We start from the raw sequence: 25,834 nt of genomic DNA on the forward strand, positions 1-25,834 counted from the left end.
AAGCAGTATACGCTTGGCGTTGAGTGATGATTTGGACTTGAGAGTGCCAGTCAGGATCAGTGAGCTACCTAAGTACACGATTTGAAGATAAGAATAGCGAGGGCAGGAGCAGGAGCAGGAGCATCAAAGCCTTGTGGGCTTTGACTTTCAAGCAAGAGCAAAAGCAGGCAGCGCCTTGTGAGCGCTGCCTTTAAAGCTTGACAATGAGAAGCCTAAAAGAGAACCAATCGGCAAATCGTGGAATTCGTCAAAGATCAGCAGGCCCACGCCTTCCAGCGCAGGGTCGTCCTGCAAGCGGCGGGTGAGGATGCCTTCTGTGACCACTTCGATACGCGTCGTGGGCCCGACCTTGCTGTCGAGGCGGATGCGATAGCCGACGGTTTCGCCGACCTTTTCGCCCAGCTCGCTGGCCAACCGTTCGGCGGCCGCACGCGCGGCCAGGCGTCGGGGTTCGAGCATCAGGATGGTCTGCCCGGCCAGCCATGGCTCGTTCAACAAGGCCAAGGGCACGCGGGTGGTTTTACCGGCGCCGGGCGGCGCTTCCAGCACGGCTTCATGGCGAATCGCCAAGGCGTCACGCAGGGCGGGTAAAACATCATCGATCGGCAACGAATTCATACTGGCTCCAAAGCAGAGCGGCGAGTATAACGGCGAACTGCCGGATGCCGGTGCTGGTCTCAAAGACACCGCACAATCCCACGGGTAACGCGGTTAAGTGTGGGAGCGGGCTTGCTCGCGAAGGCGGTGTATCAGTCGACACATGTATTGACTGACACGCCGTCTTCGCGGGCAAGCCCGCTCCCACATTGGATAGTCGTCGTCCGGTAGATCTGGCTTATAGTTTCGTATCAACCGTGTTCAGGAGAGTTTTCATGCGTATCGCTTCCCGTGTCATCGGCGGTGTCCTCGCCGTCACCCTGCTGAGCCAACTGACCGCCTGCGGTTCGATTTTCTACCCGGACCGCCGTGGCCAGATCGACGGCAAGATCGACCCGGCGATTGCCGTGCTCGACGCCGTGGGCCTGCTGTTCTACGTAATCCCCGGCCTGATCGCATTCGGCGTGGACTTCGCCACCGGCGCGATTTACTTCGAACCCGGCAAAACGGCTCAAGTCGCACCCGAGAAACTGCACGAAGCCATCGGCGCCGACGGCAAGGTCGATAACGCCAAGCTGCAAACCATCATCCAGAAGGAAACCGGCCGCACCCTGCCGCTGGATGACCCGCGCATGATCCAGTTCAAGGGCAGCGTGCAGCAACTCGCCTCCCTGGGCCTGCAGCCCGCCGCTTAAGGATTCGACCCGCTTATGACCAGCAGTCCCGAACACGCAAGGCTCTTGCGCCTGGCCACTCGCGCGTCGGTGGGCGTGGCCTGTGCGCTGATTATTACCAAGGCCATCGCCTGGTGGTTCAGTGGCTCGGTGAGCATGCTCGCCGGGTTGACCGACTCGCTGCTCGATGGCGTGACCTCGTTGCTGAACCTGCTGGCAGTGCATTACGCGCTGCGCCCGGCCGACGATGATCACCGTTACGGGCATGGCAAGGCGGAGTCGCTGTCGGGCATGGCCCAGGCGTTGTTTATCGCCGGCAGTGCGGTGCTGATCGCGTTCCAGGCGTACCAGCGTTTGCACCATCCGGAACCGGTCGGCGCGCCTTGGCTGAGCATCGGGGTCATCGTGTTTTCGCTGGTGATGACGGTCGCGCTGCTAATGCTGCAACACCGGGTGATCCGCGAAACCGGCTCCAACGCCGTGCGCGCGGACTCGCTGCACTACCGTTCGGACTTGATGCTCAATGGCAGCATTCTGGTGGCGTTGGTGTTGGCGGGGTTCGGCTTCAATCAGGTCGATGCGTGGTTCGGGCTGGGTATCGCCGCGTACATTTTGTGGAGCGCCATCCAGATCGCCCGCGAAAGCTTTGCAGTGTTGATGGACGAGGAACTGCCAGCCGAAGTGAGCCAGCACATGCTGGAACTGGCGCGCGGTGTGCCGGGCGTGTTGGGTGCGCATGATTTGCGCACACGGATTTCCGGCAGCCACTGGTTCGTGCAACTGCATCTGGAGTTGCCGGGGGAATTATCGTTGTCGGTTGCCCACGGCATCAGCGACCAGGCCGCCGATGCCATTCACAACGCCTACCCGCGCGCCGAAGTGCTGGTGCACGCCGACCCGCGGGAAGTGGTCACGGGCAATAAGGCTTAGTACTGCACCTGATACCCGCGACTGGTGAGGCAGTTGCCCTGGGCCTGGCGGTAGGTTTGCACCACCGCAGGGTCCGGGGCGTAGGTGACGGTCCGTGGGTCGAAACCGCTTTGTTGCACTGCCCAGCGATAACAGTCGTAGCCGTCCTGCTGCACTTGCGCCGGTGACTGGCCGTTGGCCGGGTAGGCCACCACGTCATAGCCATTGCCTTGCGGCGCAGGTTGCGGTGCCGGCACCTCTGTCGGCGGCTGCACCACCACGTACTGCTGGGTGGCGTTTTCGTAGGTGTAGTACGAACCCGCTGCAAGGAAGAACAGCGCGCTTCCCACCCACACTTCGCGCGCATAGTCCGGCAGGTATTGCACGCGGATGCCGTACGGCGGCGTCACCACGACATAACGCGGGCCTTGCGGGCGATACCAGTAACCGCCGGAGAAGAAGTAATCCTGGCCACGGTAAGGCACGCGGTAGTTGCGGTCGGGAAACCGATCCACTGTATAGCCGGGGCGATATTGCGGGCCAGGGCCCCAACCATTGCCGTGCCCACTGGGGCGACCCGGCCAGCGGTTGTCGTTGGGGTGACCATTGTTGAAGCCGCCACCCGGGCGCCCGGGGCCATTGCCGGCCTGCCAATGCTGGTTGCCATCGTTACGGCGCGGGATGTCCTGATAATGACCCTGGCGCGGCTCCTGGGTTTGCCGAACCGTGTCCGGGCGCCCCTGAATCGGCAGGTTATTCGCGGGCTGCGGCGCCGGCCGAGGCTGTTCGGCACCTTGCGGGCGACCTTGCCATTGCCCACCGCCGTGCTGCTGTTGCTCGGCGCGATCAAAATGCTGGTTTTGCGGCCGAGGCTGGTTGTTCTCGACATGCGGGTTCTGCGGGCGCGGCTGGTTGATTTCGGGGCGCGGTTGATTGTTTTGCGGACGTGGTTGGTTATTTTGCGGTCGCGGCTGTTCGTTGCCTTGCCGTCCGCCTTCGGGACCTCTTTCATGCTGACCGCCCCCTTCAGAGCGCGGGTCGTCGGCCATCACGTGCGAGCCAACGGTCATCATCAGCAAACCTACACCTGCCATACGCCAGATGCGCTTCATGCTATTCCTCACTGCGGATAAGGGCCTAGAACGTCCGGCCTCATAGATGAGACTGGAAAAGCCTCGCCCGGTTCTGAGACAGGTTATCAGTCACGAGAAGTATTTTTTCGGGTAAAAACGCGCGCAAAGAAAAAGGGGTGACCCGTCGGCCACCCCTTGAGAATTTCGTCCGTGCTCAACGCTTTTGACGTTGGCTCACCTCACGCCGTCTTGTGGACAGTGTGCAGCCTGGAGGCCGGCTCAACCCTGCTGGGGCGGCGGCCGCAGCGGGCCTGATTGGGCGGGCTGCAGTGGACTGTTGTCCAAGCGGTGATTCTGTTGGTAATCATAGGCCCGCCGCGCCGACAGATGATTGCGAAGATTGCGTCAATAAACAGTGCTTGCGCAATTTTTAACCCTTCATAGATAATTCGCCGCAATAGTTACGACAAAGGCCAACCCAATGAGCAAGCTTGACCGATACGACCTGAGTATTTTGGCGGAATTGCAGCGCGACGCGAGGATCTCCAACCAGGAGTTGGCCGAGCGCATCGGCTTGTCGCCTTCGCCCTGCTCGCGCCGGGTCAAGCAGCTTGAGGACGATGGTTACATCGCGCGCCAGGTCGCCTTGCTCGATCGCAAGATGCTCGGCCTGAGCCTCACGGCCTATGTGCTGATCGGCATGGACCGCCACACACCCGAGCGTTTCGAGAATTTCGAAGCGGCCATCCGCACCCTGCCGCAAGTGCTGGAATGCAGTTTGGTCACTGGCATGGATGCGGACTATCAGTTGAAAGTGGTGGTGCCGGACATGGATCACTACCAGAAACTGCTGTTGGGCCACCTGACCCGCATTGAAGGGGTGACCAGCGTGCGGTCGAGTTTTGTGCTTAACCAAGTATTGAACAGCACAGAATTGCCGCTGACGCACCTGCGTACCTGATCGCGAAATCAATGAAGATCCAATGTGGGAGCGGGCTTGCTCGCGAATGCGGTGGATCAGTTACCTATTCGTTAACTGACAGACCGCATTCGCGAGCAAGCCCGCTCCCACATTTGGATTGCACTTCGACTCAGGTCAATGTTGCGCCTGAAGCCCTGCTTTATACTTCCCGCCTGCCCTGCCGGAAAATGCTCACATGAACAACATCGACCCCGCCGTGTTTGAAGAATGGATGATGACCGGCCTGGTCACCATTCTGATCATTTTCATGGGCTTTATCGTTTGGGACCTGGCGAAGAAATCCAAAGCCGGGCGCTTTGGCTCGTTCATTCTGTTCTTCGTACTGGGCCTGGGCGTGGCCGCGTTCATCATCAAGAGCGTGGTGATCGGCCTGATCGAATCCGGCGCCTTATAAACGCGCCGGCACTTCCTTCCATTGGCCTTGATCCAGGCCGTCAATCGACCAATCCCCGATACGTACGCGCACCAAGCGCAAAGTCGGCAGGCCCACCGCTGCGGTCATGCGCCGTACCTGGCGGTTACGCCCTTCACGAATCACCAGCTCCAGCCAATGCGTGGGCACGCTCTTGCGAAAACGCACCGGCGGATTGCGCGGCCACAATTCAGGTTCGTCCAACTGCCGGGCTTGCGCGGGCAAGGTCATGCCGTCGTTAAGCTTCACGCCGTCACGCAGGCGCTGCAATTGCTCTTCGGTCGGCTCGCCCTCGACTTGCACCCAGTAGGTTTTCGCCAGCTTGTGCTTGGGGTCGGCAATCCGGGCCTGCAGTTGGCCATCGTTGGTCAGCAGCAGCAGGCCCTCGCTGTCACGGTCCAGGCGGCCAGCCGGGTAGATGCCGGGGATGTCGATAAAATCCTTGAGGGTCGCGCGCCCGCCTTCGTCGCTGAATTGGGTCAGCACGTCGAAGGGTTTATTGAACAGGATCAACTTCGGCTCGGCCGGTGGCGCCTTGGCGACACGACGAGGAGCGCAATACGCAGGTTTCACGCCAGGGCGGCGCGAATCGGGACGGGGGGGACGGGACATGGCAAAGGAACATCTAACGGTCAGGACCGACAATGCTAGTGGCCTGACCGCTAAATGACCATCCCAACCGCTTAGCGGAACGGCGGCTCGTCGAAGCTGCGCAGTTTGCGCGAGTGCAGCGAGTTGAGTTCGGTGCGCAACAGGTCCACCGCCTCGATGCCGATCTTCAAGTGCTGGCTGACCGCACGCTCATAGAACGCGTTGGCCGAACCCGGCAGCTTGATCTCGCTGTGCAGCGGCTTGTCCGAGACGCACAGCAACGTGCCATACGGCACCCGCAGACGATAGCCCTGGGCGGCGATGGTGCCGCTTTCCATGTCCACGGCAACGGCGCGGGACAGGTTGATCAGCGGCCGTTCCTGGGCCCAACGCAGCTCCCAGTTGCGGTCGTCGTAGGTCAACACGGTGCCGGTGCGCAGGCGCTTTTTCAGCTCTTCGCCTTTCTCGCCAGTGACGTTGGCCGCCGCTTGCTGCAGGGCCATCTGCACTTCGGCCAGGGCCGGGATCGGAATATTCGGCGGCACCACGCGGTCCAGAATCCCGTCGCGGCGCATGTAGGCGTGGGCCAGTACGTAATCGCCAATGGTCTGGGATTGGCGCAGGCCGCCGCAGTGGCCGATCATCAGCCAGCAATGCGGGCGCAGCACGGCCAAATGATCGGTGATGTTCTTCGCATTCGATGGGCCAACGCCAATGTTCACCAGGGTCACGCCGTGGCCATCAGTGGCCTGCAGGTGATAGGCCGGCATCTGATAACGGTGCCAGACCACGCCCGCCGCAATGGCCGAGGCTTCGCCGTGGTCCATGCTCTTGTCGATGATCACGTTGCCCGGCAGCACCATGCGGATAAACCGCGGGTCACTGCGCAATTGCTCCAGGCCATGCAGGATGAACTGGTCAACATAGCGATGGTAGTTGGTCAGCAGGATCCACGGCTGCACATGGCGCCAGTCGCTGCCGGTGTAGTGCACCAGGCGGCGCAGGGAAAAGTCCACGCGGGCGGCATCGAACAGCGCCAGCGGCAGCGGGTCGGTGTTTTCCCAGTCGTATAGGCCATCGGCGATACCGTCGGTGGCCGCGGACAGGTCGGTGCTGGGGAACACCCGCGCCAGGGTTGCGGCAGTCACGCCTGAGCCAGCCAGTTCGTCGCCCTGCTCCACCACATACGGGTAAGGAATATTCTGTTGGCTCACGCCGACTTCTACCGTCACGGTGAAGTCGTGCATCAGCGGCACCAGTTGCTCCAGCAGGTACTTACGGAATGCGGCCGGATGGGTGACGGTGACGCTGTAGGTTCCCGGCAGCTGAACCTTGGCGTACGCCCGAGTCGTCTGTGGGACTTCGCCGTGGCAGTGGTAGGTCAGGCGCAGTTCTGGATAGCGAAACAACGCGCGTTGGGCGGCGTCGGGCTCGACGCGGTCCTTAAGGTATTGCTTGAGGGCTTGATTGAGCGCACCGGTAGCACGCTCGTGAAGAGCCGCCAGCCGATCCACGGCTTCTTCGGCGGTTTGAACGACAACAAAAGCTTCGGTCACGGTAAGCATCCTGTGTTCTGACTTGCAGGCCTTTATCTTGCCTGTATCCCAGCCTCACTGAAACAGTGGGATTGGAATGCGGTTAATAATGTGGGCGCGGGCTTGCTCGCGAATTCGGTGTATCAGTCACCTAATCAGTCACTGACAGACCGTATTCGCGAGCAAGCCCGCTCCCACATTTTGACCGCGTGCAGTCAGAGGGTTGGGGTTGAGCGGGTGACGATAGCTCCCACATCCACCCCACGCGGCAAGGTGCCGTACACCCGACCGGACGACTCCCCCAAACGGCTGGCAATAAACCCATCACTGACCGCCGCATTCCCGGCCTCCAGCAACAGCTTGGCCTGCAACGCCACGGCAATATCCTCGGTCAATTGCCGCGCGCGGTACTGGATGTCCTGAGTGTCCATAAACGCCGACTTCAGCTGCTCGATATGCCGCGCCAGTTGCGTGTGGCCATGCCCGTCCCCGAGTTCGACAAACAGCGCCTCGAGCACGCCCGGCTCTTTCGACAGTGCCCGCAACACGTCCAGGCACTGCACATTGCCGGAACCTTCCCACGTTGAATTTACCGGCGCCTCACGGTACAAGCGCGGCAGGATGCTGTCCTCGACATACCCGGCACCGCCCATGCACTCGGCCGCCTCGTTGATCATTGCTGGCGCGCGCTTGCAGATCCAATACTTGCCCACTGCCGTCACCAGCCGGGCGAATTTGGCTTCCTGCTCGTTATCCAGATGGTCCAGCGCCCGGCCCATGCGCATGCTCAGTGCCAGCGACGCCTCGCTTTCCAGGGCCAGGTCAGCCAATACGTTTTGCATCAGCGGCTGCTCACTCAACACACGGCCACCTACCAAGCGGTGCGCACAATGATGACTGGCCTGGGTCAACGCCTGACGCATCAGCGCGCTGGAGCCAACCATGCAGTCGAAGCGGGTCATGGCGACCATTTCGATAATGGTCGGCACGCCACGGCCCTCTTCGCCGATCATCCAGGCCAGCGCGCCACGAAACTCCACTTCGCTGGAGGCGTTGGAGCAGTTGCCGAGTTTGTTTTTCAGGCGCTGGATGTAGAACTCGTTGCGGGTGTCATCCGGGCGGTGCCGGGGCAGCAGGAAACAGGTCAAGCCTTTGTCGGTCTGCGCCAGCGTGAGGAACGCATCACACATCGGCGCCGAGCAGAACCACTTGTGCCCCACCAGCTCATAAGCTTGCCCTGGGCCGCCCGCGCCCACCGGATACGCGCGGGTGGTGTTGGCGCGCACGTCGGTGCCACCCTGCTTCTCGGTCATGGCCATGCCGATGGTGGCCCCGGCCTTGTGGGCGATGCCGACATTGCGCGGGTCGTATTCGGTGCTGAGGATTTTCGGCAGCCAGGTCTGCGCCAGATCCGGTTGCAGGCGCAGGGCCGGCACGCAGGCGAAGGTCATGGTCAGCGGGCAACCGGTGCCCGCTTCGGCCTGGCTGTGCAGGTAGGTCATGGCGGCGCGCGCCACGTGGGCGCCGGGTTGCGGGTGCGCCCACGGCAGCGACGGCAGGCCATGTTCGACGGCAGTGCGCATCAGCTCGTGGTACGCCGGATGAAACGCCACGCAGTCGATGCGATGGCCATAACGGTCATGGCTGTTGAACACCGGCTTGTTCTCGTTTGCCAGGAACCCGGCTGCCATCAACGGCCCGCCCGCCAGTGCGCCATACGCATCGATACGCGCATGGGCCCAGCCGGCGCCAAAGCGGCGCGACCAGTCTTGCAGGGGCACGTCAATGCGGTACAGGTTGGTGCCGTCCAGGGACGGTGGCTGATTGGTGACGTCGTGGGTTTCGGCGAACTGATGCAGGTTCATGACGGGCCTCCTGGAAAAAGGCCACGTGCAGTTGAGGCCTGAATTTCAGTTAAGCACCGTCACGGGGCTTAAAAAAGTGGCATACCCGCCTAATGCCCGGCGCTTTCGCCCTCTAACGGGCACAGCAGCCGACGCTCCAGCACCGCCTGTAGCGCTTCAAAACGCACAGGCTTGGCCAGCCGGTCCGTGATGCCAATGCCATGGCAGCGCTCGCGCTCCGTGCCATTGAGGGACGTCGTCAGGGCGATCACCGGCAGTTCGCCACACCCAGGCAGTGCACGGATCTGACAGCACAATGAGAACCCGCCTTCAGGCACGTCCAGCAGCACCGCATCAAACGTTTCACTCTGCAACATCGCCAGCGCAGACGAACCGTTGTCCACGGTTTTCACCCGATAGCCCAGCTTGAGCAGCATGCCACGCACCGCCAACTGGCCGACGCTGTTGTCGTCCACCAGCAGCACCGCGCACTCGTGGGGCGCGCGCTGCGTCAAGGTTTCCTGGGGCGTCGCTTTGGGTTCGGGAGGCACCGGGGTTACCGTCACCTCGAGTTGGAAACGGCTGCCCTTGCGCGGCTCGGAATGATGGGTCAGGCGCCCACCGAGCAGCTCGATCAGCTGTCGGCAAATCGCCAGGCCGATGCCCAGGCCGCCGTATTCGCGGGTGGTCGAGCCGTCGAGCTGGAAGAAGCGCTGATACAGCGTGGCCTCGTCGAGGAAAGCGAAGCCAATACCACTGTCGGTGACGATAAAGCTCAGGCGCAAGCTGCCATCGCTTTGTGGAACACCCACCACACGCACGCGCACGGCGCCTTCGTGAGTGAACTTGAACGCGTTGTCGAGCAGGCAATCCAGGCACTGGATCAGTTTGTCGGCATCGCCGATCACGCGGTCCGGCAACTCGTCCGCCACGTCGATGGAGAATGCCAGGCCCTTGTTCTGGGCGCCGGTGCTGAACTGTTGACGCAAGGTGTCGAGCGCGCCGCGCAGGCTGAACACCTGGGGTTGGGCGGTCAGGCGCCCGGCCTGCAGTTCGGTCAGAGTGAGAATGCCGTTGACCATGCGCATCATGTCCCGCGCCGAGCCGGCGGCGGTTTGCTGGTACTGCGCCAGGTCATCGTCCAGCGGCACGGTTTGCATCAGCTCAAGGGAGCCGATCACGCCGTTCATCGGGGTGCGCAGTTCATGGGTCAGGGTGGCGAGGAATTCGTCTTTCAGACGATTGCTGCGCGCGAGCTGCTGGTTGAGCACTTCGAGTTTCTGGCTGGCGTCGAACAGGATTTGCGCCTGCTGCTCACGCATGCCATTGATGCGGTCCGCCAGGGCCAACGAGAGCAGCGCCACCTCAATCGCAGAACCGAGCTGGCTGGCGTACATGGTGAGGAACATGTTGGGCAAGTAGCCCAACACCATCAGGGTGTTGACCACCCCGCCGAGCAGGAATGCCGACCAGGCGATGATGAAATACCGCGCCATGCGCTGGCCGCAATACCACGCCTTGATCGCGGCAACAAAGATGGTCACGGTAAACACCAGCGCCAGACCGGTAGCCAGGCGCAGGGCCACTGCATAGCTGGTCAGCAGCGCCAGCACCATCACCACCGCGCCGCAGGTCGCCAGCGCCAGCAAGATCCGGTCGAGCCAGCGGCTGTGCTGCGCGGTGTGCAGGAAGCTGCGCGCAAACAGGCTGCCGAACAGCGCCGCCGACCCGATCAGGAACGGCACCGCCGCATTCGACCACCACGGGTTGTTCGGCCAGAAGTACTCCACGGCCACGCCATTGACCGACAGCTGGTACAGGCCGAACGAGGCGATATAAAGGATGTAATAGAGGTAGCTGGTGTCGCGCACGCTGAGGTAGATAAACAGGTTGTAGACCAGCATCCCCAGCAGTACGCCGTAGATAGCGCCCAGTACATACAGGCGCAGTGGCTCTTCTTCCAGGTACGCGGTGCCGGCCCAGAGCGTCAACGGCGCCTGGATCGAGCCTTCGCTTTGCAGGCGCAGGTACACGGTTTGCTGCTGGTCGGGCACAAAGTTGAGCTTGAACAGGTAGTTGCTCTGGCGCACTTCACGGCTGGAAAAGGGCAGTGCACTGCCGGTGCGAGTGGTCAGTCGGTAGCCGCCGGTGCCGTCGTTCTGGTACAGGTCCAGGCGGTTCAGCGGCGGGTACGCCAGCTCCAGGAACCAGGTACGCGGCGCGCGCGGGTCAGTGGCGGTGTAATGCAGGTCGACCTTGAGCCAGAACACCGAACGTGAATAGCCGGCATTGAGGGTGGCCTGGTCGTGGGTCTTGAACTGGGCGGCGTAGGCGGGGGAACTGACTTGGGCGATGGTGAGGGCGTCGGTAGGGTCTTCGAGTACTTGCATGACCCGGCCCAGCGGCAGGCTTCGAGTGCTCTGATTGAACTCGACGGCGCCGGCGAGCATTGGCAGCCCGCACAATAATAAGATCAGCAAATAGCGCATAGAGCCCCAGCGTGGCCTGTCCGGTTATGTCAAAAGCCCCCATTCCTTTTGAGAAGACGTATACCGGCGATACAGTAAGTTGTTTGGATCCACTCTAGCATAGCCGCTGGAGGCCATTAGACACCATTGAAATAATTTTTTGAAAGGCTCTAGAACGCGGCTTTCAACGGGTTTATGCCGCAACGCTCGATAATGGCTATCAGCCACAATTACACCTGGGCAGCGGCAAAATTCAACCATCGCCAGACAGCCACGCAAAAAGCGTTTGGTGGTAAGCTCGCGCACCATGAATATCTACAGCTCTCGCCCCGTTGTCCTCTGTCTCTCCGGCCATGACCCAAGTGGTGGCGCCGGCCTGCAGGCAGATATCGAAGCCCTGCTCGCCCAAGGCTGTCATGCGGCTCCCGCCGTCACCGCCCTGACCGTGCAGAACACCGTCAATGTCAGCGATTTCCGCGTGCTCGACCGCGAGTGGGTCCTGGCCCAGGCGAATGCCGTGCTCGGCGATTCCGAAGTAGCGGCGGTCAAGCTTGGCATGCTCGGCTCCACCGCGATGGTCGACACCGTGGTCGAACTGCTGCAGGCGCACCCGCACCTGCCGGTGGTGTGCGACCCGGTGCTGCGGGCCGGCGGCGGTGGCAGCCTGGGCAAGGACGAAGTCGGCTACGCCATGCGCGAGCGGCTGCTGCCGTTGTCGCTGATCGCCACGCCCAACCTGCCTGAAGCGCGCATCCTCGCCGAATTGCCTGAGGGCACCGCGGACGAATGCGCCGAGAAGCTGCTGCCGTTTATCAAGCACTTGCTGATCACCGGCGGCCACGGCGACGAGCATCAAGTGCACAATCGCCTGTACAGCCGCGACGGCACGCGCCAGACCTTTACCTGCCAGCGCCTGCCCGGCAGCTATCATGGTTCGGGCTGCACGCTGGCCAGCGCACTGGCTGGTCGCATCGCCCAGGGCGAAGGCCTGGTCAGCGCCGTGCAGTCAGCGCTCAACTACACGTGGCGCACCTTGCGTGACGCCGAACAACTCGGCCAGGGCCAGTTCGTGCCGCGCCGTTTGCCGCTGGATTTCTGCTCTTAAAGCACAAGAGGCCTGCCCGATGAAACTACGTGGCCTGTATGCCATTACCGACAGCCAACTGTTGGCCGGCAAATTTCTCGCCTACGTCGAAGCGGCATTGGACGGCGGCGTAATCCTGCTGCAGTACCGCGACAAAAGCAGCGATGAAGCCCGCCGCCTGCGAGAAGCGGAGAAACTGCGCGAGCTGTGCTCGCGCTACAAGACCCAGCTTATTATCAATGACGACGCCGAACTGGCCGCGCGCCTGGGCGTGGGCGTACACCTGGGCCAAACCGACGGCCCACTGACTCCGGCCCGAGCGTTGCTCGGTTCCAAAGCGATCATCGGCGCCACCTGCCACAGCCAGATCGAATTGGCCGAACAGGCCGCCAAAGAAGGCGCCAGCTACGTCGCCTTCGGCCGCTTCTTCAACTCCAACACCAAGCCCGGCGCACCCGCCGCCACCGTTGAAATGCTGGCGCAGGCCCGCGCGCGCCTGCAGCTGCCGATCTGCGTGATCGGCGGCGTCACCCTGGAAAACGCCGAACCGCTGGTGGCCCACGGTGCCGACCTGCTCGCCGTGGTGCACGGCCTGTTCGGTGCCGACAGCACCCAGGAAGTCACGCGCCGCGCGCGCGCATTCAACGATCTTCTTAAAATTTCAGTTTAGAGAGCCCGACCATGTCCCGTTCCGAAACCCTGTTTGCCAATGCTCAGAAACACATTCCCGGCGGTGTGAACTCCCCCGTGCGTGCGTTCAAGAGCGTGGGCGGCACGCCGTTGTTCTTCAAGCATGCCGAAGGCGCCTACGTCACCGACGAAGATGACAAGCGCTACGTTGACTACGTGGGTTCCTGGGGCCCGATGATCCTCGGCCACAGCCACCCGGACGTGCTCGATGCGGTGCGCCAGCAGTTGCAACACGGCCTGTCCTACGGCGCCCCGACCGCCATGGAAACCGAAATGGCGGACTTGGTGTGCTCGATCGTGCCGTCGATGGAAATGGTGCGCATGGTCAGCTCCGGCACCGAGGCCACCATGAGCGCGATTCGCCTGGCCCGTGGTTTTACCGGCCGCGACAGCATCATCAAGTTCGAAGGCTGCTACCACGGCCACTCCGACAGCCTGCTGGTAAAAGCCGGTTCCGGCGCGCTGACCCAGGGCGTACCAAGCTCGGCCGGTGTACCGGCGGCCTTCGCCAAGCACACCCTGACCCTGCCGTTCAACGACATCGCCGCGGTCGAGCAGATGCTCAGTGAAGTAGGCCAAGAGGTGGCGTGCATCATCGTCGAGCCGGTCGCCGGCAACATGAACTGCGTACCGCCGGCGCCTGGTTTCCTTGAAGGCCTGCGCGAGCAGTGCGACAAGCACGGCGTAGTGCTGATTTTCGACGAAGTCATGACCGGTTTCCGTGTCGCCCTCGGTGGCGCCCAGGCCTACTACGGCGTCACGCCGGACCTGAGCACCTTCGGCAAGATCATCGGCGGCGGCATGCCGGTGGGTTGCTTCGGCGGCAAGCGCGACATCATGCAGCACATCGCGCCACTGGGCCCGGTGTACCAGGCGGGCACCTTGTCCGGTAACCCATTGGCGATGGCGGCCGGCCTGACCACCTTGCGCCTGATCAGCCGCCCGGGTTTTCACGCCGAGCTGACCGACTACACCACGCGCCTGCTCGATGGCCTGCAACAGCGCGCCGATGCTGCCGGTATCCCGTTCGTCACCACGCAAGCCGGCGGCATGTTCGGCCTGTACTTCAGCGGTGCCGACGATATCGTCACCTTCGATGACGTGATGGGCAGCGATGCCGACCTGTTCAAGCGCTTCTTCCACCTGATGCTGGAAGGCGGCGTTTACCTGGCACCGAGCGCCTTTGAAGCGGGCTTCACCTCGATCGCCCATGGCGATGCAGAGTTGAAATTGACCCTGGATGCTGCCGAGCGCGCCTTCGCGGCCCTGAAATAAGGGGCATATCAAGCTGACGTTGCCTTGGGTGACGTCAGAATTTGCTACTTTGCTTACAGCGCTTTCCTGCATTTTTCGAGAAATCACCTGCAATCCGGCAGATAACTTGCCCACGCAGCAGAAAAACGAGTAAAGACTTTGTAAGCAGAGGCCTGCTTATTTCATAATGCGCGCTTATTGGACCCCCGAGGGTCCGCGCGCCCCGTCAGAGGTAAGTCGATTCCCATGAAACGCACCGGCCGCACCCTGGTTCTGGGCTGCCTGTTGCTCCTTCAGCCGCTGCTGGCACATGCACAAGCACAAGCAGGCGGCAACTCGTTGTTAATCCCAGCGATGGGTCGTTGCACCCTCAATACCCAGCCAGACAGCCAGGCCGAAGCCCTGAGCGCGTGCCAGAAACAGGCCGACGGCGGGGATGCGCAGGCGCAATACGAGTTGGGCGAGTACTACCACGACGACAAAAACCCCGCGCGCGACCTCAACAAAGCCTTGAGCTACTTCGAGAAAGCGTCGCTGCAGGGCCATGCCCAGTCGCAATTCGAACTGGGAAAAATGTTTTTCCATGGCGAAGGCGTGCCGGCCAATAACGTCCAGGCCTATATCGTGCTGAAAATGGCCGCGGTCAACGGCGCTGAAGACGCGCTGGACACCGCCGACGAAGTCGCCGAGCACATGCAGCGTGATGAGTTGGAAGTGGCGACCCAGGTGCTGGGCCAGATCTTCCGCAATTACTTGCAGGAATTGCAGAGTGCCGATGGGCGTTCGCCCTTCTCACCCCTTCCCTGATTTCAGCTAAACCCTTCTACCGCTATCGCAGACAAGCCAGCTCCCACACTTGAACGCGCTCCAAGATTGGAATGCAGTCGAATGTGGGAGCTGGCTTGCCTGCGATGGGCACACCTCGGTCTAACGCCCTACTTCTCAGGCATCGGCATCGGAAACGGCATGACATTGCTGGTGCCACGCGCTTCGCTGATCTTTGGCGTGCCCAGGCGCTCGACTTCGTCGATGCGCACAATCGAATGCATCGGTACAAAGCTGCGTACCACGCCTTCAAACTGCGCTTTCAGCTTTTCCTCGCCCGGATCGACGACCAACTGGGTGCGCTCGCCAAAGACGAACTCTTCCACTTCCAGGAAGCCCCACAGATCACTTTGATAGATCTGCTTGGCGTACATTTCGAACACCTGGCCCTGGTTAAGGAAAATCACCTTATAGATTGGAGCTTCACGTTTGGTCATGGTGGGCGAATAACACATCGGGGATATAAAAGAGGGCGCGAACTATAGCATGGCACCCGATGCACAACGCTAGGAACCAATGGGCATGCCCCCTATAATGCGCGGTTCTTTACCACCAGTTGATGATTCCCATGGCCAAGAAGCTTTACATCGAAACCCACGGTTGCCAGATGAACGAGTACGACAGCTCGCGCATGGTCGATCTGCTGGGCGAACATCAGGCCCTGGAAGTCACCGCCCGCGCCGAAGATGCCGACGTTATCCTGCTCAATACCTGCTCGATTCGTGAGCGCGCCCAGGACCGTGTTTACTCCCAGCTGGGCCGCTGGCGCGAGTTAAAACTGGCCAACCCCGACATGGTGATTGCCGTTGGCGGCTGCGTGGCCAGCCAGGAAGGCGCCGCGATCCGCGACCGCGCGCCCTACGTCGACGTGGTCTTCGGCCCGCAAACCTTGCACCGCCTGCCGGAAATGATCGACGCGGCACGTATCACCAAGCTGCCGCAGGTGGATGTGTCGTTCCCGGAAATCGAAAAATTCGACCACTTGCCCGAGCCGCGCATCGACGGCCCGAGCGCCTATGTGTCGGTGATGGAAGGCTGCAGCAAGTACTGCACCTTCTGCGTGGTGCCCTACACCCGTGGTGAAGAAGTCAGCCGGCCGTTTGATGACGTGCTGGCGGAAATTATCCACCTGGCCGAAAACGGTGTGCGCGAAGTGACCCTGCTGGGCCAAAACGTCAACGGCTATCGCGGCCAGACCCACGATGGTCGCCTGGCCGACCTCGCAGAGTTGATCCGCGTGGTGGCCGCCGTCGATGGCATCGAGCGCATTCGCTACACCACCTCGCACCCGCTGGAGTTCTCCGACAGCCTGATCCAGGCCCACGCCGAAGTGCCGGAGCTGGTCAAACACCTGCACTTGCCGGTGCAATCGGGCTCGGACCGCATTCTGTCGGCGATGAAGCGCAACCACACCGCCCTGGAATACAAATCCAAACTGCGCAAACTGCGCGCGGCGGTACCGGGTATCTGCATCAGTTCGGACTTCATCGTCGGCTTTCCTGGGGAGACCGAGAAAGATTTCGAGCAGACCATGAAGCTGATCGAAGACGTCGGTTTCGACTTCTCCTACTCGTTCGTCTACAGCCAGCGCCCGGGCACCCCGGCTGCCGACTTGGCGGATGAAACCCCCGAAGCGCTGAAAAAAGAGCGCCTCAATGCTCTGCAACATCGCCTGAACCAGCAAGGTTTCGAAATCAGCCGACAAATGGTCGGCTCGATCCAGCGCATCTTGGTCACCGACTATTCGAAAAAAGACCCGGGCGAGCTGCAAGGCCGTACCGAAAACAACCGCATCGTCAACTTCCGCTGCGACAACCCGACCCTGATCGGCCAGTTTGCCGATGTGCACATTGACGCGGCGCAACCGCACTCGTTGCGCGGGTCGTTGGTTCAGTAACCCACCCATATTGCTGACTGGTAGAGATCAAAATGTGGGAGCGGGCTTGCTCGCGAATGCGGTGGATCAGTTGATACATGGATTAGCTGACCCACCGCATTCGCGAGCAAGCCCGCTCCCACATGGGAACCGTGCTGCACTTGGGCTAGATAAGTGCTTTCGCACGTCGACGGCTGGCGTTATCCTCTCTTTCACCTCAACAGCCAAAGGGCGGCTAAAAGCGACCTTGAACGCACCCATAGAACCTCATCGTTTTCTCCTCGAGCCTTTTGAGGCTCGCCGTTTCGCCAACCTGTGCGGACAGTTCGACGAGCACCTGCGCCTGATCGAACAACGCCTGAGCATCGAGATCCGCAACCGCGGCAATCAGTTCGAGCTTATTGGTGAACCCCAGCACACCACGTCTGCAGAAAACCTGCTCCGCCGCCTCTACCGCGAAACCAAGGGTAGCGAGCTGTCGCCGGAGACCGTGCACCTGTACCTGCAGGAATCTGCCGTGCAAGACCTGGCGAACAACCCGGTTGCCGAAGCCAGCGTGGCCCTGCGCACCAAAAAAGGCATGATTCGCCCACGCGGCTTGAATCAGCAGCGCTACGTCAAAGAAATCCTCGGTAACGACATCAATTTCGGCATCGGCCCCGCCGGTACCGGCAAGACCTACCTGGCCGTGGCCTGTGCGGTGGACGCCCTGGAGCGCGAGCAAGTACGCCGCATCCTGCTTGTGCGCCCGGCGGTCGAGGCCGGCGAAAAGCTTGGCTTCCTGCCCGGCGACCTGGCCCAGAAGATCGACCCGTACCTGCGCCCGCTCTATGACGCGCTGTACGAGATGCTCGGCTTTGAATACGTGGCCAAACTGATCGAGCGCCAGGTGATCGAGATCGCCCCGCTGGCCTACATGCGTGGGCGTACGCTGAACAACAGCTTCATCATCCTCGACGAAAGCCAGAACACCACCGTCGAACAGATGAAGATGTTCCTGACCCGTATCGGTTTCGGCTCAACCGCTGTGATCACCGGTGACGTGACCCAGGTCGACCTGCCCAAGGGCACCAAGTCGGGCCTGGCCCAAGTCATCGAAGTGCTCAAGGACGTGCCGGGCATCAGCTTTACGCATTTCATGCCCAAAGACGTAGTGCGCCACCCGCTGGTGCAGCGCATCGTCGAAGCCTACGAGCGCTTCGACCACAAGGACGACGCACCCGCCAAGGACGTTCGCCGCGATGCTTGAGCTTGACCTGCAGCTGGCCACCGAAGCGCCCGCCCCCAGCGAAGAACAGTTCCGTCAATGGTGCACGCTGGCCCTGCGCCAGCGCACCGCCGACTCGGAGCTGACCATCCGCCTGGTGGACGAGCCCGAAGGCCGCGAACTGAATCACACTTGGCGTCAAAAGGATTACGCGACCAACGTGCTGTCATTCCCGGCCGACGTGCCGGATGAGTTACTGAACATCCCGCTGCTGGGCGACCTGGTGATCTGTGTCGAGGTGGTGGAACGCGAAGCCAAGGAACAAGGCAAGGAACTTGAGGCCCATTGGGCCCATCTAGTGATCCACGGCTGCTTGCATCTCTTGGGTTACGACCATATAGACGATGACGAAGCGCTAGAGATGGAAACACTGGAACAAACGTTGCTTGCTGAATTGGGTCACCGCGACCCTTATGCAGACGACGAAATCGAAACTACACCTCACTGAAACAATAAAGGATTTAGAGTAATCGCTATGAGCGAAGACCGATCGAGCAACGGGCAGAAGTCATGGCTGGGTAAATTGACCCAGGCTTTTGCCCACGAGCCGAAAAACCGCCAGGAGCTGCTTGAGCTGCTGCGCGAGGCCCATCAGAACAAGTTGCTGGACAGCGAAGCGCTGGCCATCGTCGAAGGCGCCATCCAGGTGGCTGACCTGCAAGTCCGGGACATCATGGTCCCGCGTTCGCAGATGATCAGCATCAAGGCGACCCAGACCCCTCGGGAATTCCTCCCGGCCGTGATCGACTCGGCGCACTCGCGCTACCCGGTGATCGGTGAAAGCCATGACGACGTCATGGGTGTCCTGCTGGCCAAGGACTTGCTGCCGTTGATCCTCAAGGAGAACGGCGACAACTTCAACATCAAGGACCTGCTGCGTCCAGCCACCTTCGTGCCTGAATCCAAGCGCCTGAATGTGCTGTTGCGTGAATTTCGCGCCAACCACAATCACATGGCCATCGTGATCGACGAATACGGTGGCGTGGCCGGTCTGGTGACCATCGAAGACGTGCTGGAACAGATCGTCGGCGACATCGAAGACGAGCACGACGTCGAAGAAGACAGCTACATCAAGCCGCTGCCCAGCGGTGATTTCCTGGTCAAGGCGCTCACGCCGATCGAGAACTTCAACGAGTTCTTCGACAGCGAATTCTCCGACGACGAGTTCGACACCGTCGGCGGCCTGGTAATGAGCGCGTTCGGGCATCTGCCCAAACGTAACGAGACCACCGAGATCGGCGCCTATCGCTTCCGCATCCTGAATGCCGACAGCCGCCGCATCCATCTGATTCGCCTGACACCTATTGCCCGCTAAGGATTGATATGCGCCGTCTGACCCGCCCCGGCTGGCCCGGTAACTTGCTGGCCGTGGTGGCCGGCGCCATCACCACCCTGGCGCTGGCGCCGTTCGATCTGTGGCCATTTGCACTGCTGGCGATCGGGTTGTTCTATATCGGCCTGCGCGAGCTGACGCCACGTCAGGCCTTGGGCCGTGGCTGGTGCTTCGGCTTCGGCCTGTTTGGCGCCGGCACCAGCTGGATCTACTACAGCATTCACCATTTCGGCGGCGCTTCGGTGCTGCTGGCTGGCTTTTTGATGCTGCTGTTTACCGCCGCCATCGCCTGGTTTTTCGCCCTGCCCGCCTGGCTGTGGGCGCGCTGGCTGCGCCGTAATGAAGCGCCTTTGGCCGACGCGCTGACGTTTGCTGCGTTGTGGGTCGGCCAGGAGGCGTTTCGCGGCTGGTTCCTCACCGGTTTCCCCTGGCTGTACTCTGGCTACAGTCAACTCGACGGCCCACTTACCGGCCTCGCGCCGCTGGGCGGGATGTGGCTGATTTCCTTCGCGCTGGCACTGACCGCTGCGGTGCTGTGCAACCTGCCACGCCTGCTGGCGAGCAAGCGCAACGGGTTCATCGGCGCAGGCCTGATTCTGCTGGTTGCCCCCTGGGCCATCGGCCTGGCGCTCAAGCACCACGCCTGGACCGCGCCCTCGGGCGCGCCCCTGACGGTGGCAGCGATCCAGGGCAACGTTGAACAAAGCATGAAGTGGGACCCGGAGCAGCTCAATGCGCAGTTGGCGCTGTACCGCGACATGAGCTTCAGCTCCAAGCGCGTCGACCTGTTGGTGTGGCCGGAAACCGCCGTGCCGGTGCTCAAGGATTCCGTCGAAGGCTATCTGGGCATGATGGGCAAGTTTGCTGCAGACCGGCACACGGCGCTGATCACCGGCGTGCCGATCCGCCAGGAAGTGCACCACCAGAAGCGTTTTTTCAATGGCATCACCGTGGTCGGTGAAGGCGAAGGCACCTACCTTAAGCAGAAGCTGGTGCCGTTTGGCGAATACGTGCCGCTGCAAGACATGCTGCGCGGGCTGATTGCGTTCTTCGACCTGCCGATGTCGGACTTTGCGCGCGGCCCGGCTGACCAGGCGATGCTGCAGGCCAAGGGCTATCAGATTGCGCCCTTCATTTGCTATGAAGTGGTGTACCCGGAATTTGCCGCCGGCCTGTCGGCCCAGAGCGACCTGTTGCTGACCATCAGTAATGACACCTGGTTTGGCCGCTCCATCGGCCCGCTGCAACACCTGCAAATGGCGCAGATGCGCGCATTGGAGGCTGGCCGCTGGATGATTCGGGCGACCAACAACGGCGTTACCGGCCTGATCAACCCGTTCGGGCAGATCACCGCGCAGATCCCGCAGTTCGAGCGCGGGATCCTGTACGGCGAAGTGGTGCCGATGCATAACCTCACGCCGTACCTGCAATGGCGCTCATGGCCGTTGATCATCGTCTGCCTGGGGCTGTTTGGCTGGGCGTTGCTGGCGGGCCGGATGTCCAAGACGGTCTGACAGACAAACCCAAAATCAATGTGGGAGCGGGCTTGCTCGCGAACAGGGTGCATCAGCTAACGAACAGGCTGACTGACGCACCGCTTCGCGAGCAAGCCCGCTCCCACATAAGCCCACCGCACCTTGATTCTCGGTGTTATCGATAAAACACCCGATACCCCACCTGCCCCACCGCCTCATTGATCAACTGCCCGCTGCGCCACACCGATACAAACTCGGGCATCCAGCCGCCGAGTGGCCGGGCATTGTCCACGCCCAAGAAACCCACCGGCCCCGGCACCACGGTGAAGCCGGCCTTCTCAAAACTCCACACCGCGCGCGGCATGTGCCAGGCCTGGGTCACCACCACCACGCGCTTGATGCCTTGGGGCAGCAGTATCTCGGCACTCATCTGCGCGTTTTCCCAGGTGGTGCGGCTGCGTTCTTCCTTCCAGCGCACCGTCACGCCGAAGTCATCCTGCATCGACACGGCCATCAGCTGCGCCTCACTGGGCGGCGTGCCGTAGTGCAAGCCGCCGCTGGTCAATACCGGCAACCCGGAGGCCTTGGCCAGTCGCGCGGCATACCGCTGGCGCTCAAGACCGATGCCGGTGGGCTGATCACTGCCCCAGGCCGGATCACCGCGTTCGCGCCCGGAGCCCAGCACCACAATGGCATCGGCGCGCTGCGCCAATGTTGCCCACGCGTCACGCGCCAACGGTGGCTCGGTTTCCAGCGCATGCGCGCCCCATTGCACCATCACCGGCAGGCTGATCAGCCACATCCCGCCCAACCCCACTACAAAGCAAAACCCGGCCAGGCGCGGGCGGCTTTTACGAAACCACCAGGCAAACACCAGCAACAGCAAAAAAATGCCGGGCGGCAAGAGCAATTGTTTAATGAAATAACGAAAAGGCATCGGGCATCTCCAAAGATGCCCGAAGCCTAGATGCAACGGGATTTAGCGACAATCTTTACCAACACATTTCGAGAAGGTCACTGGATAACGCGATGTTTCACCGAACGGCCCGAAGCTTTTCGGGGCCGCGACCGGCCGCCACATCCTTCAGCCAGACCACCTTGGCCGAACGTGATGGCACCTGGGCTGGCGGGGAAGCCTGCCCTTGAGAGGCACGGTGGTGATTCAATTCCAGGTAAACCTTGATCAATTCAAGCTCAGCCTGGCTCAAGCCTCGCAACTCCAATTCCAGAGGCCGTTCATCACGCAATCGGCCTGCGGTTCTGGCGGCATCCAATGCCCGACCCAAGCGGTCGATCAGTCCTTGGTACAACTGCGGTTTCGTTAAAGTTCGCTGCGATTCAACCATCCCCTCACCTCATTGAAGATAAGACTCACTCCCCAATAAACAGCGTAGTCCCCATGGCTGCGCCTGCCCGGCGCCGCGACAGACGGCCCTGCCTGCGCAATCAGGGTTTCCCTCGATAGAGTGGGGTCATGTATGCTACGGCGCTTCCTGTAACTCCACTTCCCGCAGGGTTTGGGCACGGACGCGCCGCTTTTTGGTGTCGATCAACCTGAACGTTGCACCGAAGAGGATTAGGCCACCCCTATTCAGTTCAAAAGTAGCCATGCACGAACAATATCAGCCCCGTGAAATAGAAAATGCCGCCCAAACCTTCTGGGACGAGCAAAAGTCCTTTGAAGTCAGTGAACAGCCAGGCAAGGAGACTTACTACTGCCTATCGATGTTCCCTTACCCCAGCGGCAAGCTACACATGGGGCACGTGCGTAACTACACCATCGGCGACGTGATTTCGCGCTACCAGCGCATGCTCGGCAAGAACGTCCTGCAACCCATGGGTTGGGACGCCTTCGGTATGCCGGCGGAAAACGCCGCGATGAAAAACAACGTGGCGCCCGCCAAGTGGACCTACGAAAACATCGCCTACATGAAGACCCAGCTGCGCAGCCTGGGCCTGGCGGTGGACTGGTCGCGCGAGGTCACCACCTGCAAGCCCGATTACTACCGCTGGGAACAATGGCTGTTCACCCGCCTGTTCGAAAAAGGTGTGATCTACAAGAAAAGCGGCACCGTGAACTGGGACCCGATCGACCAGACCGTACTGGCCAACGAACAGGTCATCGACGGTCGCGGCTGGCGCTCCGGCGCGCTGATCGAAAAGCGCGAAATCCCGATGTACTACTTCAAGATCACCGCCTATGCGGATGAACTCTTGTCGAGCCTCGACGACCTGCCGGGCTGGCCCGAACAGGTCAAGACCATGCAGCGCAACTGGATCGGCAAATCCAAGGGCATGGAAGTGCAGTTCCCGTACAACGTCGATTCCATTGGCGTTGCCGGCGCACTGAAAGTCTTCACCACCCGCCCGGACACCCTGATGGGCGCGACCTACGTCGCCGTGGCCGCAGAACACCCGCTGGCCACCCAGGCCGCACAGAACAATCCAGAGCTTTCGGCGTTCATCACCGAATGCAAAGGCGGCAGCGTGGCCGAAGCCGACGTCGCCACCCAGGAGAAAAAAGGCCTGCCAACCGGCCTGTTCGTCGAGCACCCACTGACCGGTGAAAAACTGCCGGTGTGGGTCGCCAACTACGTGCTGATGCACTACGGCGATGGCGCAGTAATGGCCGTGCCGGCTCACGACGAGCGCGATTTCGAATTTGCCACCAAGTACGGCCTGCCGATCAAATCGGTCGTGCGTACCAGCGCGGGCGATACCAACCCGGCCCCATGGCAAGACGCCTACGGCGAGCACGGCGAACTGATCAACTCCGGCGAGTTCGACGGCCTGGATTTCCAGGGTGCCTTCGACGCCATTGAAGTGGCACTGATCAAGAAAAACCTCGGTGCCTCGCGCACCCAGTTCCGCCTGCGCGACTGGGGCATCAGCCGCCAGCGCTACTGGGGCTGCCCGATTCCGATCATCCACTGCCAAACCTGCGGTGACGTGCCGGTGCCGGAAGACCAGTTGCCGGTGGTACTGCCCGAAGACGTGGTGCCCGATGGCGCCGGTTCGCCATTGGCGCGCATGCCCGAATTCTACGAGTGCGCCTGCCCGAAATGCGGTGCACCGGCCAAGCGTGAAACCGACACCATGGACACCTTCGTCGAGTCCTCGTGGTACTACGCTCGCTACGCCTCGCCGCACTATGAAGGCGGTCTGGTGGAAAAATCCGCGGCCGACCACTGGTTGCCGGTGGATCAGTACATCGGCGGCATCGAACACGCAATTCTTCACCTGCTGTACGCGCGTTTCTTCCACAAGCTGATGCGCGACGAAGGCCTGGTCAGCTCCGACGAGCCGTTCAAGAACCTGCTGACCCAAGGCATGGTGATCGCCGACACTTACTATCGCCGCGAAGCCAATGGCGCCTACACCTGGTTCAACCCGGCGGACGTAGAGCTTGAGCGTGACAGCAAGGCCAAGGTGATCAGCGCCAAGCTGAAGTCCGACGGCCTGCCGGTGGAAATCGGCGGCACCGAGAAGATGGCCAAGTCCAAGAACAACGGCGTCGACCCACAGTCGATGATCGATCAGTTCGGCGCCGACACCTGCCGCCTGTTCATGATGTTCGCCTCGCCGCCCGACATGAGCGCCGAATGGTCCGACTCCGGCGTCGAAGGCTCGCACCGTTTCCTCAAGCGCGTCTGGCGCCTGGCGCACGCCCATGTCAGCCAGGGCCTGCCGGGCAAGCTGGACGTGGCGTCCTTGAGCGATGAACAGAAAGCCATTCGCCGCAGCACTCACCTGGCCATCCGCCAGGCCAGCCAGGACGTGGGCCAGAACCACAAATTCAACACCGCCATCGCTCAGGTGATGACGCTGATGAACGTGCTGGAAAAAGCACCACAGGCGACCGAACAGGACCGCGCGCTGGTACAGGAAGGCCTGGAAACGGTCGTCCTGTTGCTGGCTCCGATCACGCCGCACATCAGCCATGATCTGTGGAGCCGCTTGGGCCACAGTGGCGCGGTGATCGACGCCGGTTGGCCGGTACAGGATGACAGCGCGCTGGTACAGGACACGCTGCAGCTGGTAATCCAGGTCAACGGCAAACTGCGTGGCCAGATTGATATGCCAGCCAGCGCCAGTCGTGAAGACGTCGAGGCGGCTGCACGGGTCAACGAGAACGTGCTGCGCTTTACCGAAGGCCTGACGATCCGCAAAGTGATCGTAGTGCCTGGCAAACTGGTCAACATCGTCGCCAGCTAATCGGATCGGGCGCAGGGCTTGGGCCCTGCGCCGAACCAAACCTTTAAGGCCTCGATAAGGCCCACATGGTTTCAAGGGGAGCAACAAAATGATCAAACGCAATTTGCTGGTGATGGGCCTCGCTGTGCTGCTGAGCGCTTGCGGCTTCCAGCTGCGCGGTACCGGCACCAATGAACTGAGCATCAAGGAACTGGACGTCAGCGCCCGCAACGCCTATGGCGACACGGTGGTTCAGCTGCGCCAGACCCTGGAAAACAGCGGTGTGCGCGTCTACACCGGTGCAACCTACAAACTGGTCCTGGTGGACGAGCAGGAATCCCAGCGTAGCCTGAGCTACGCCAGCGCTGGCCGCGCGTCGGACGTTGAGCTCAATACAGCCGTCAACTATGAAGTACAAGGCCGTGACCACCTGCCATTGATGGCTGACAAGCTCGAAGTCCAGAAAGTGGTGAGCCACGACGGCAACAACCTGGTGGGTTCGGACTCGGAGATCATTCAGGTTCGCAAGGAAATGCGTCGTGAGCTGATCCAGCGCCTGATGGTACGTCTGCAACAGCTGACGCCGGAAAAACTGGCCGCTCTGCAGCAAACCGCCGACAACAAGGCCAAGGCTGACGCCGACGCCCTGAAAGCCGCAAAAGAGTACGAAGACAACACGCCGAAACAATCGCCTGTTGAAGTCCCTGTCGAGTAAGCCAGACGGGGCGCCCCTGGCGCCCCGTTTGCCCCG

23 protein-coding genes and 1 pseudogene are annotated in these 25,834 nt (G+C 61.4%); 15 read left to right on the top strand and 9 right to left on the bottom strand.

Translation table 11 applies throughout. From position 1 onward, the window contains the following. Positions 1-198 precede the first annotated feature (198 nt). A pseudogene (locus AACU78_RS00795) lies at positions 199-618 on the bottom strand (DEAD/DEAH box helicase); the annotation flags it as partial. 254 nt (positions 619-872) lie between these two features. Here AACU78_RS00795 and AACU78_RS00800 point away from each other — a divergent pair. Both AACU78_RS00800 and AACU78_RS00805 read left to right on the top strand, forming a co-directional pair. Then, positions 873-1,292 (top strand): polyribonucleotide nucleotidyltransferase, encoded by a 420-nt coding sequence (locus tag AACU78_RS00800; protein ID WP_106579351.1) that lies wholly within the window; start codon positions 873-875, stop codon positions 1,290-1,292. 15 nt (positions 1,293-1,307) lie between these two features. Then, positions 1,308-2,201: a cation diffusion facilitator family transporter gene (locus tag AACU78_RS00805; RefSeq protein ID WP_106579352.1), complete on the top strand. Its 894-nt coding sequence runs from the start codon at positions 1,308-1,310 to the stop codon at positions 2,199-2,201. On the opposite strand, the gene AACU78_RS00810 is transcribed toward AACU78_RS00805, so the two are convergent. Continuing rightward, the gene (locus AACU78_RS00810) at positions 2,198-3,292 is read right to left on the bottom strand and encodes a DUF6515 family protein (RefSeq protein WP_106579353.1); all 1,095 of its coding nucleotides are present in this window, start codon (positions 3,290-3,292) and stop codon (positions 2,198-2,200) included. The two genes, AACU78_RS00805 and AACU78_RS00810, sit on opposite strands and share 4 nt — an antisense overlap. 442 nt (positions 3,293-3,734) lie before the next feature. On the opposite strand from AACU78_RS00810, the gene AACU78_RS00815 reads away from it, so the two are divergent. Further along, positions 3,735-4,214 carry an Lrp/AsnC family transcriptional regulator gene (locus AACU78_RS00815; RefSeq protein WP_003194418.1) on the top strand — a complete coding sequence of 160 codons (480 nt, stop codon included), beginning with the start codon at positions 3,735-3,737 and terminating at the stop codon, positions 4,212-4,214. 205 nt (positions 4,215-4,419) lie between these two features. Beyond that, positions 4,420-4,629 (top strand): DUF2788 domain-containing protein, encoded by a 210-nt coding sequence (locus tag AACU78_RS00820; RefSeq protein ID WP_007975837.1) that lies wholly within the window; start codon positions 4,420-4,422, stop codon positions 4,627-4,629. Here the strand turns inward: AACU78_RS00820 and AACU78_RS00825 are convergent. The 4 genes from AACU78_RS00825 to AACU78_RS00840 all read right to left on the bottom strand — a co-directional run bounded on the left by AACU78_RS00825 (position 4,624) and on the right by AACU78_RS00840 (position 11,106). Then, positions 4,624-5,259, bottom strand: a complete 636-nt coding sequence (locus AACU78_RS00825) for a pseudouridine synthase (RefSeq protein ID WP_106579354.1) — start codon at positions 5,257-5,259, stop codon at positions 4,624-4,626. The two genes, AACU78_RS00820 and AACU78_RS00825, sit on opposite strands and share 6 nt — an antisense overlap. Positions 5,260-5,330: 71 nt before the next feature. Continuing rightward, a complete protein-coding gene (gene amn, locus AACU78_RS00830) occupies positions 5,331-6,803 on the bottom strand; it encodes an AMP nucleosidase (RefSeq protein WP_164487962.1) in 1,473 nt (490 codons plus the stop codon). 185 nt (positions 6,804-6,988) lie between these two features. Beyond that, the gene (locus AACU78_RS00835; protein WP_106579355.1) at positions 6,989-8,638 is read right to left on the bottom strand and encodes an acyl-CoA dehydrogenase family protein; all 1,650 of its coding nucleotides are present in this window, start codon (positions 8,636-8,638) and stop codon (positions 6,989-6,991) included. A gap of 89 nt (positions 8,639-8,727) precedes the next feature. Further along, positions 8,728-11,106: a hybrid sensor histidine kinase/response regulator gene (locus tag AACU78_RS00840; RefSeq protein ID WP_106579356.1), complete on the bottom strand. Its 2,379-nt coding sequence runs from the start codon at positions 11,104-11,106 to the stop codon at positions 8,728-8,730. A gap of 286 nt (positions 11,107-11,392) precedes the next feature. On the opposite strand from AACU78_RS00840, the gene AACU78_RS00845 reads away from it, so the two are divergent. The 4 genes from AACU78_RS00845 (at position 11,393) to AACU78_RS00860 (ending at position 14,920) form a co-directional block, all read left to right on the top strand. Next, positions 11,393-12,190 (top strand): hydroxymethylpyrimidine/phosphomethylpyrimidine kinase, encoded by a 798-nt coding sequence (locus AACU78_RS00845; protein WP_106579357.1) that lies wholly within the window; start codon positions 11,393-11,395, stop codon positions 12,188-12,190. Positions 12,191-12,209: 19 nt separating this feature from the next. Beyond that, positions 12,210-12,839 carry a thiamine phosphate synthase gene (gene thiE / locus AACU78_RS00850; protein ID WP_106579358.1) on the top strand — a complete coding sequence of 210 codons (630 nt, stop codon included), beginning with the start codon at positions 12,210-12,212 and terminating at the stop codon, positions 12,837-12,839. An 11-nt stretch (positions 12,840-12,850) separates the two neighbouring features. Beyond that, complete coding sequence (gene hemL, locus AACU78_RS00855) at positions 12,851-14,134, top strand: glutamate-1-semialdehyde 2,1-aminomutase (RefSeq protein ID WP_106579359.1); 1,284 nt, start codon at positions 12,851-12,853, stop codon at positions 14,132-14,134. Positions 14,135-14,359: 225 nt separating this feature from the next. Continuing rightward, a complete protein-coding gene (locus AACU78_RS00860) occupies positions 14,360-14,920 on the top strand; it encodes a tetratricopeptide repeat protein (RefSeq protein ID WP_106579360.1) in 561 nt (186 codons plus the stop codon). Between the two features lie 128 nt (positions 14,921-15,048). Here AACU78_RS00860 and AACU78_RS00865 read toward each other — a convergent pair whose 3' ends face one another. Then, positions 15,049-15,375: a DUF1820 family protein gene (locus tag AACU78_RS00865; protein ID WP_003194436.1), complete on the bottom strand. Its 327-nt coding sequence runs from the start codon at positions 15,373-15,375 to the stop codon at positions 15,049-15,051. 131 nt (positions 15,376-15,506) lie between these two features. Here AACU78_RS00865 and miaB point away from each other — a divergent pair, with 131 nt between their 5' ends. The 5 genes from miaB to lnt all read left to right on the top strand — a co-directional run bounded on the left by miaB (position 15,507) and on the right by lnt (position 20,928). Next, positions 15,507-16,835, top strand: coding sequence for a tRNA (N6-isopentenyl adenosine(37)-C2)-methylthiotransferase MiaB (miaB, locus tag AACU78_RS00870; protein ID WP_106579361.1), 1,329 nt, complete (start codon positions 15,507-15,509; stop codon positions 16,833-16,835). Between the two features lie 226 nt (positions 16,836-17,061). Continuing rightward, positions 17,062-18,063 (top strand): PhoH family protein, encoded by a 1,002-nt coding sequence (locus AACU78_RS00875; protein WP_106579362.1) that lies wholly within the window; start codon positions 17,062-17,064, stop codon positions 18,061-18,063. Further along, a complete protein-coding gene (ybeY, locus tag AACU78_RS00880; protein WP_106579363.1) occupies positions 18,056-18,529 on the top strand; it encodes an rRNA maturation RNase YbeY in 474 nt (157 codons plus the stop codon). The genes AACU78_RS00875 and ybeY overlap by 8 nt, the downstream gene beginning before the upstream one ends. Before the next feature lie 27 nt (positions 18,530-18,556). After that, entirely contained in the window at positions 18,557-19,396 is an 840-nt protein-coding gene (locus AACU78_RS00885) for an HlyC/CorC family transporter (RefSeq protein WP_015373027.1), read from the top strand. Positions 19,397-19,404: 8 nt separating this feature from the next. Then, positions 19,405-20,928 (top strand): apolipoprotein N-acyltransferase, encoded by a 1,524-nt coding sequence (gene lnt / locus AACU78_RS00890; protein WP_106579364.1) that lies wholly within the window; start codon positions 19,405-19,407, stop codon positions 20,926-20,928. A 136-nt stretch (positions 20,929-21,064) separates the two neighbouring features. Here the strand turns inward: lnt and AACU78_RS00895 are convergent, their stop codons facing one another. Next, entirely contained in the window at positions 21,065-21,826 is a 762-nt protein-coding gene (locus AACU78_RS00895; protein ID WP_106579365.1) for a YdcF family protein, read from the bottom strand. Between the two features lie 97 nt (positions 21,827-21,923). Further along, entirely contained in the window at positions 21,924-22,235 is a 312-nt protein-coding gene (locus tag AACU78_RS00900; RefSeq protein ID WP_106579366.1) for a hypothetical protein, read from the bottom strand. A 262-nt stretch (positions 22,236-22,497) separates the two neighbouring features. Here AACU78_RS00900 and leuS point away from each other — a divergent pair, with 262 nt between their 5' ends. Both leuS and AACU78_RS00910 read left to right on the top strand, forming a co-directional pair. Then, positions 22,498-25,104, top strand: coding sequence for a leucine--tRNA ligase (gene leuS, locus AACU78_RS00905; protein WP_106579367.1), 2,607 nt, complete (start codon positions 22,498-22,500; stop codon positions 25,102-25,104). An 88-nt stretch (positions 25,105-25,192) separates the two neighbouring features. Then, positions 25,193-25,798 (top strand): LPS-assembly lipoprotein LptE, encoded by a 606-nt coding sequence (locus AACU78_RS00910; RefSeq protein WP_106579368.1) that lies wholly within the window; start codon positions 25,193-25,195, stop codon positions 25,796-25,798. Positions 25,799-25,834: the final 36 nt, after the last annotated feature.

This window comes from Pseudomonas sp. R9.37, from assembly GCF_963878885.1.
Classification (GTDB): domain Bacteria; phylum Pseudomonadota; class Gammaproteobacteria; order Pseudomonadales; family Pseudomonadaceae; genus Aquipseudomonas.